At 32.3% G+C, this 6,692-nt stretch carries 7 protein-coding genes and 1 pseudogene; 1 reads left to right on the top strand and 7 read right to left on the bottom strand.

Annotated elements, in window-relative coordinates; genetic code table 11:
- Window positions 1-12: 12 nt before the first annotated feature.
- The 3 genes from ABI657_RS01565 to ABI657_RS01575 all read right to left on the bottom strand — a co-directional run bounded on the left by ABI657_RS01565 (window position 13) and on the right by ABI657_RS01575 (window position 1,990).
- Window positions 13-813, bottom strand: a complete 801-nt coding sequence (locus ABI657_RS01565; RefSeq protein WP_348095477.1) for a polysaccharide biosynthesis/export family protein — start codon at window positions 811-813, stop codon at window positions 13-15.
- A gap of 67 nt (window positions 814-880) precedes the next feature.
- On the bottom strand, window positions 881-1,501 hold the full coding sequence (recR, locus tag ABI657_RS01570) for a recombination mediator RecR (RefSeq protein ID WP_348095478.1): 621 nt from the start codon (window positions 1,499-1,501) through the stop codon (window positions 881-883).
- 123 nt (window positions 1,502-1,624) lie between these two features.
- Window positions 1,625-1,990: a CoA-binding protein gene (locus tag ABI657_RS01575; protein ID WP_348095479.1), complete on the bottom strand. Its 366-nt coding sequence runs from the start codon at window positions 1,988-1,990 to the stop codon at window positions 1,625-1,627.
- A 149-nt stretch (window positions 1,991-2,139) separates the two neighbouring features.
- Between ABI657_RS01575 and ABI657_RS01580 the strand changes: the two genes are divergently transcribed.
- The gene (locus ABI657_RS01580) at window positions 2,140-2,769 is read left to right on the top strand and encodes a MarC family NAAT transporter (RefSeq protein WP_348095480.1); all 630 of its coding nucleotides are present in this window, start codon (window positions 2,140-2,142) and stop codon (window positions 2,767-2,769) included.
- A 63-nt stretch (window positions 2,770-2,832) separates the two neighbouring features.
- Here the strand turns inward: ABI657_RS01580 and ABI657_RS01585 are convergent, their stop codons facing one another.
- The 4 genes and pseudogenes from ABI657_RS01585 to eno all read right to left on the bottom strand — a co-directional run.
- A complete protein-coding gene (locus ABI657_RS01585) occupies window positions 2,833-3,768 on the bottom strand; it encodes an arginine deiminase-related protein (RefSeq protein WP_348095481.1) in 936 nt (311 codons plus the stop codon).
- A 16-nt stretch (window positions 3,769-3,784) separates the two neighbouring features.
- Complete coding sequence (locus tag ABI657_RS01590; RefSeq protein WP_348095482.1) at window positions 3,785-4,699, bottom strand: arginine deiminase family protein; 915 nt, start codon at window positions 4,697-4,699, stop codon at window positions 3,785-3,787.
- Between the two features lie 59 nt (window positions 4,700-4,758).
- Window positions 4,759-6,036, bottom strand: coding sequence for a citrate synthase (locus ABI657_RS01595; protein WP_348095483.1), 1,278 nt, complete (start codon window positions 6,034-6,036; stop codon window positions 4,759-4,761).
- A 156-nt stretch (window positions 6,037-6,192) separates the two neighbouring features.
- A pseudogene (gene eno, locus ABI657_RS01600) lies at window positions 6,193-6,692 on the bottom strand (phosphopyruvate hydratase); the annotation flags it as partial.

Consider the following 6,692-nt stretch of genomic DNA (forward strand, 5'->3'; position numbering starts at 1 on the left):
TATTACTTAATTTTAATTTTTCAATAATAAATAAACCGTTGTTGCTAAAGATAACAAGGTAATAATTGTACCTATTGATTGAATTCCTGTCTGACCAGTACCCCAAGTCTTTTGTTTCAATGGTTTTACATAAACATAATCATTTGGCTGTAGATAATAATAAGGTGATTTCATCACATTGACATCAGTAAGGTCGATGTCGTTCATTTGCACACCTGTAGGAGTCTGCCTTATTACAGTTACTGCTTTTCTATTACCAACTGTAGTAATGTCGCCGGCATTAGCTATTGCTTCCATAATATTTACATGTTCCTGAAACAATGTTTTTGTTCCGGTACTGCCAACTTCTCCATTTATCGTATATCTAAAACCAGCTAATTTTACAGTAATAAATATATTAGCTTCGGCCTTAAAATATTCTTCAAGTAATTTTTTTTCAATTTTAATTCGCACTTCTTCAAGGGTATATCCAATGACATTTATATCACCTAAAATTGGCATCCTGATATTACCGTGATCATCTACAGTAAAACCTTCAAAATACAATCCTGATTCTGATTTATTAATACTTGTACCAGATGAGGAATTTTGTGAGGAACTAAAAATACTAACCAATTTCGGGTCTATTGCCTTTATATCAACACTCAATATATCATTTACTTGCAACCTGTAAGGTTTTGATTCTACAGATGATACTGTTGTCTGATTATTTGAAGTTCCCTTATCTTGTAAATACACTAAATCTTTTACAGGTATACACGAAGTAAACAAAGTACTCATTGATAGTAATATGTAAAGAGCTTTTTTTGTCATTTTCAAAATTTTATGAGCAAATGTAACTTTTCCTTAAATTTTTAGAAAACATCACCTGCATACGTTTTTAATTATTTTTAAAAGTTTTTTCAAAGGGAACACGATGCAAAATACTTCTTCCCAGTGTCACTTCATCAGCATATTCTAATTCATCTCCAACAGATATTCCTCTGGCAATCGTTGAAATTATAATGTGAGAGTCAGCTATTTGTTTGTAAATATAAAAATTTGTAGTATCTCCCTCCATTGTGGAACTTAGTGCAAAAATAATTTCTATTATTTTTCCTGATTTAACTTTCTCTACTAAGGTCAAGATATTTAACTGACTTGGACCAACTCCTTCAATTGGCGAAATCTTACCTCCTAAAACATGATAAACACCTTTATATTGTCCTGTATTTTCTATAGCCATAACATCCCGAATATCTTCAACAACACATATCGTCTGATGATTTCTGGATGAATTTGAACAAATTTCGCAAACTTTTGTATCGGAAATATTATGGCAATTTTCGCAAAATTTAATATCCTCACGCATATTCATAAGCGCCTGAGATAAAAAACCAGTTTGTTCCTTTGGCTGCTTTAACAAATGCAAAACAAGCCTCAATGCTGTACGTTTACCAATACCTGGTAACTGAGACATTTCGCCAACTGCCTTTTCTATTAGTTTTGATGAAAATTCCATGATACAAAAGTAATACTTTTAATGGTTGTTTTTAGGTGTAGCCCAGATAGTAACGGCATCCTTTTTCTGGCTTATACCAGCCAGAAAAAGATATAGTGGATAGCTGGAAATAGCTCCTTAAAATTAATACTGATTGGTAGCGAGTAAAACTAAGGTACAAGCAACTTCTGCCTTTATATTATTCAAATCTAATAGTTGGTATAACTCCGGGTTTTCCGTTCCCGGATTAAAAATAACTCTTTTTGGTTGAGCCTCAATAATATAATTATAGTAATCGCGCTGACGAACAGGATTTAAATACAAAGTTACAGTATCTATATTTTTTACAGGAATGGCTTTTGTATAAATTTTCACACCAGCTACTTCACCTGTGTTTTGACCAATAGCCAAAACCGTATGTCCCTTGTCAACTAACATATTTATTGCTCTAAAAGCGTAACGATCTGGTTTTGTTGTAGCACCCAGAACTAAGGTTTTTTTATTTTTCATTATTTTTGAATATACTACAAAAGTAATCAAAAAAAGCATTAATTTCTCGGTATAGTTGATGAAGGGATGATAAGATAAAATAATATCATAACATCAATTTGGAGCAGAATATTAAATTTTGACTATTTTTACGTTTTTAACAAATCAATATGGATTTATTTATATACTTATTTGCTGCTCTTTTCTCCGTTTTAAATCCAATTGGTACTGTCCCTATTTTTGTTGGATTAACGCATGATGACTCTAAAAAAGAACGTTCCAGAATTTCGTTATGGACTGCGATAAATGTCTTCATCATATTGATGGTTTCTTATTTCATAGGCCAATATGTTTTGACTTTTTTCGGAATCAGCATTGATGCTTTAAGAATTGCTGGTGGGATAGTTATTGTTAATTCGGGATTTTCATTACTTTCCGGAAAATTCAATAAAAAACGAGGAATCAATAAAAAAATTGAAACTGATGCACAACAAAGAAATGATATTGCATTAACACCTTTGGCTATTCCAATGTTGGCTGGCCCTGGGTCAATTTCTTTATTAATTGCTTTTTATCAGGAACATCATCAATTAAACGAAATCATCATATCAAGCTTAGCTATTTTAGCAATTGCAATTGTCATTTTCGCTATTCTTAAAAGCGCACACTATCTTGCCAGAATATTAGGTGCCTCCGGAATTGTGGCAATTTCGAGAATAGTTGGATTTATTGTCATCTCAATTGGAATACAATATATTGTAAGCTCAATTATTAATATTATAAAGGGAAACCTGATGTAGATCATTTAGCCAACAAAAAGGGATAAAACATCGCAGTTTACCCCTTTTTTGTCTATAAATCTCTTAATTTCTTGGTAAAAAAACCTCGGCAATCATGCATCTTGCACTTCCTCCTCCGCAAGCTTCAATTGTATCCAGACTTGAACTCAATATTTCAGCATGCTTTTCTAATTGCTCAATTTGTTTAGGAGTTAAGCTTTGATGAGCTGAAGCACTCATGATAATATATTTTTTATTATTTTGACCTCGAACTTCTAACATATTACCTGCAAAATTATTTACTTGAGCTTCTGTAATTAATATAATTTCCTTTTTATCTGCTTTTAAATTTTCCAGAACCATTTTGCGTTCTTTCTTATCATCAATGCAATCCGCACAGATAACAGCAAAAGTCTCTCCCACACACATCATCACATTCGTATGATATATTAACTTACGCTCTCCATCTACAGTCTGAAATGCCTCAAAAATTACCGGAGCATAGTCAAAATCTTCGCAAAATTCAATAAACAATTCTTCATCTGCACGAGGAGACAAGGCACAATATGCTTTTGTATTGGTTCTGTCTAAAAGCAAACTTCCAGTTCCTTCTAAAAAAAAACCGTCATCTTCTGCACTGGTATAATCCATTATATTATTAATCTCAAAACCTTTTTCTTCTAGGATATCCAAAATATCTTCCCGACGTTCCTGACGACGATTTTGTGCAAACATTGGATAAAGAGCCACTTCACCATTTTCATGGAATGAAATCCAATTGTTTGGAAAAATACTATCAGGAGTATCTGTTTCTAAAGTGTCTTCAACAACCGTTACATCAATTCCGACTGCTCTTAATTTTTCAACAAAAACATCAAACTCTTGTTGTGCTTTGGCATTTACTGTACTAGGCAAAAGCCCGTCTAATACTTTTTGATAATAATTATTAATTGCTGTTTGCTCATTCATTCTAAAAGCAACTGGCCGAATCATAACTACTGCATTTGTCGTTTGTTTCATATTTTCAGATATAAAATTAATCTCTAATTAATGGTAAGGTGGAACATCGTAACAATCCTTCTTGTTTGGCAATTTCACCATATGGAATTTCTTCTACTATAAAACCATTCGAACGCAACCAATTATTTAATCTGGTAAAATTTTTCTCAGAAACAACTACATTTTCATCAATTGAAAACACATTAGAAAACATATTATACATTTCGTTTCTTCCAATATGAAATAAATTCTCTTTTCCGAAAAGATTCACTAAATACATATAATCTGCTTCTTCTCGAAAACCTCTTTTATAAATGATTCCTTTGCTTTTTCCAACTGGCTGAAAACAGCAATCCAGATGCAAAGCATTATCACGGGCTTCTATCTTAGATTTAACTAAATCAAATTCTTTGACAATTTTATTTGGAAATAATTCTTTGATAAAATTCACACCCTGAATATTGGTTCTTGCAGTAATATAATCTTTGTAGTCGCTTCCTTTATAAGTTCCAATAAAAATATGATCATTCCAAAGCATTATGTCTCCTCCTTCTATATGAACTTCTTCTGGCGGACGAATGACTTTTAGCGAATCAATCTGATCGACAACATATTGAATAGCATCTAATTCACGTTCACGATCGGGTAAAATATTAGATTTAATAAAAAAATTATCAATTACAAAGCCAATATCCCTTGCAAAAATCTGATTATAATTCTCAATTATTTCAGGACGATAAACAGTTACATCATATTTTTGAAACACCTTATTAAAGGCATCCATTTCTGTAACCATATCTTTTTCAACAGGGTAAGTTCCTGCTTTAATATGCTCCAATGATTTGGGATCATAAGCCTCTTCTGCAACAGGCGTTGGCCCATTGTGAAAGGCAGAACCCAAAATCACAGCTCGTAATCTTGAGGTTTCGTTCTTAATATTTAATTGTAACATACATGTTAGATTTTGTTGCAAATATAAAAAAAGCTTCACATTTAAGTGAAGCTTTCATTTTATTTATTTGACTTAAAATCTCTCAAAGGATGTCCAGTATAAATTTGTCTTGGTCTTCCAATTGGTTCTTTATTTTCACGCATTTCTTTCCATTGTGCAATCCATCCCGGCAATCTTCCAATAGCAAACATTACAGTAAACATATCAGTAGGAATTCCCAAGGCTCTGTAAATAATTCCAGAATAGAAATCAACATTCGGATATAAATTTCTTGACTTGAAGTACTCATCTTCTAAAGCTGCAGCTTCTAATTTTTTAGCAATTTCTAAAATCGGATCTTCAACACCTAAAGTTTCCAATACTTCTTTGGCTGCTTTTTTTATAATCTTAGCTCTCGGATCGAAATTTTTATAAACTCTGTGACCAAATCCCATTAAACGGAAAGGATCGTTTTTATCTTTTGCTTTTGCTAAAAATTTATCGGTATCACCACCATCTTTATTAATTTCTTCTAACATTTCAAGAACTGCCTGATTAGCCCCACCATGAAGTGGACCCCAAAGTGCAGAAACTCCTGCAGAAATAGAAGCAAACAAACCAGCATGAGAAGATCCGACCATTCTTACTGTAGATGTAGAACAGTTTTGTTCGTGATCTGCATGAAGGATAAATAATTTATCTAATGCATCAATAACAACTGGGTTTGCTTTGTAAGGACCAGTTGGCAATTGAAACATCAATTGCATAAAATTTTCTACATAACCTTTTGTATTATCATAATAGTTTAATGGATAGCCCATAGATTTTCTGTAGGTCCAGGTAGCGATTACAAGAAACTTGGCCATCGTTTTACAAATAGCATCATACATTTCTTTTTCATTCTCAACGTTTACCGCTTTTGGGTTAAAAGCAGTCAAAGCACTTGTTAATGCTGACAAAACGCCCATTGGATGAGCAGTTTTTGGAAAACCATCAATAATATTTTTCATTTCTTCGTTTACCAAAGAATGCTTTTTAATATCATTTTCAAATTGCTCTAATTCCTGAGCATTAGGTAATTCTCCAAAAATTAGAAGAAAAGAGGTTTCTAAAAAACTTGCTTTTTCAGCTAAATCTTCGATTGAGTATCCTCTGTAACGTAAAATACCTAATTCACCGTCTAAGAAAGTGATTTCACTTTTACAGGAACCCGAATTTTTATAACCCGGATCAATTGTAATAATCCCTGTTAAATCACGTAATTTGTTAATATCGATAGCTGATTCATTTTCACTTCCTGTAATTACCGGAAGTTCAATTTTTTGACCATCTACTTCTAATGTAGCTATTTTTGACATAATATATCGGAAATAAATCTTTAAAATAATAATTTATCAAATCTAAGGAATTTAAGACTAATTAAAAAAGGAATACTGCTATGAATTTGTTAAAACTCCAAAAAAAAACCATCCGAAAATTACGAATGGTTTAATTCTACAATATAAATGTTATATTTATTTGATTTTGAAAGCATTTAATCCTGGAAAGTAAGCTGTACTTCCAAGTTCTTCCTCAATTCTTAATAACTGGTTATATTTTGCCATACGATCAGAACGTGAAGCAGAACCCGTTTTAATCTGACCACAATTTAAGGCTACAGCTAAATCAGCAATTGTGTTATCTTCAGTTTCTCCGGAACGATGAGACATTACTGAAGTATAACCTGCATTTTTAGCCATATTCACAGCTGCAATTGTTTCGGTTAAAGTACCAATTTGATTTACTTTTACTAAAATAGAATTGGCAATTCCTTTTTCAATTCCTGTCGATAAGCGTTCAACGTTAGTAACAAATAAATCATCACCTACCAATTGTACTTTATCTCCAATTTTTTCTGTAAGCAATTTCCATCCATCCCAGTCATTCTCATCCATTCCGTCTTCGATAGAAATAATTGGGTATTTAGCTACTAATTCAGCCAAGTATTCAACCTGTTCAGCAGAAGATCTAACTT

It is taken from the genome of Flavobacterium sp. (assembly GCF_039930565.1).
In the GTDB taxonomy this organism is placed as follows: Bacteria; Bacteroidota; Bacteroidia; order Flavobacteriales; family Flavobacteriaceae; genus Flavobacterium.

What these genes read in the sequence shown, in the direction of transcription:
- ABI657_RS01595 (WP_348095483.1), bottom strand. Translation starts at nt 6,036, where the DNA reads ATGTCAAAAATAGCTACATTAGAAGTAGATGGTCAAAAAATTGAACTT.
- ABI657_RS01590 (WP_348095482.1), bottom strand. Translation starts at nt 4,699, where the DNA reads ATGTTACAATTAAATATTAAGAACGAAACCTCAAGATTACGAGCTGTG.
- ABI657_RS01575 (WP_348095479.1), bottom strand. Translation starts at nt 1,990, where the DNA reads ATGAAAAATAAAAAAACCTTAGTTCTGGGTGCTACAACAAAACCAGAT.
- recR (WP_348095478.1), bottom strand. Translation starts at nt 1,501, where the DNA reads ATGGAATTTTCATCAAAACTAATAGAAAAGGCAGTTGGCGAAATGTCT.
- ABI657_RS01565 (WP_348095477.1), bottom strand. Translation starts at nt 813, where the DNA reads ATGACAAAAAAAGCTCTTTACATATTACTATCAATGAGTACTTTGTTT.
- ABI657_RS01585 (WP_348095481.1), bottom strand. Translation starts at nt 3,768, where the DNA reads ATGAAACAAACGACAAATGCAGTAGTTATGATTCGGCCAGTTGCTTTT.
- ABI657_RS01580 (WP_348095480.1), top strand. Translation starts at nt 2,140, where the DNA reads ATGGATTTATTTATATACTTATTTGCTGCTCTTTTCTCCGTTTTAAAT.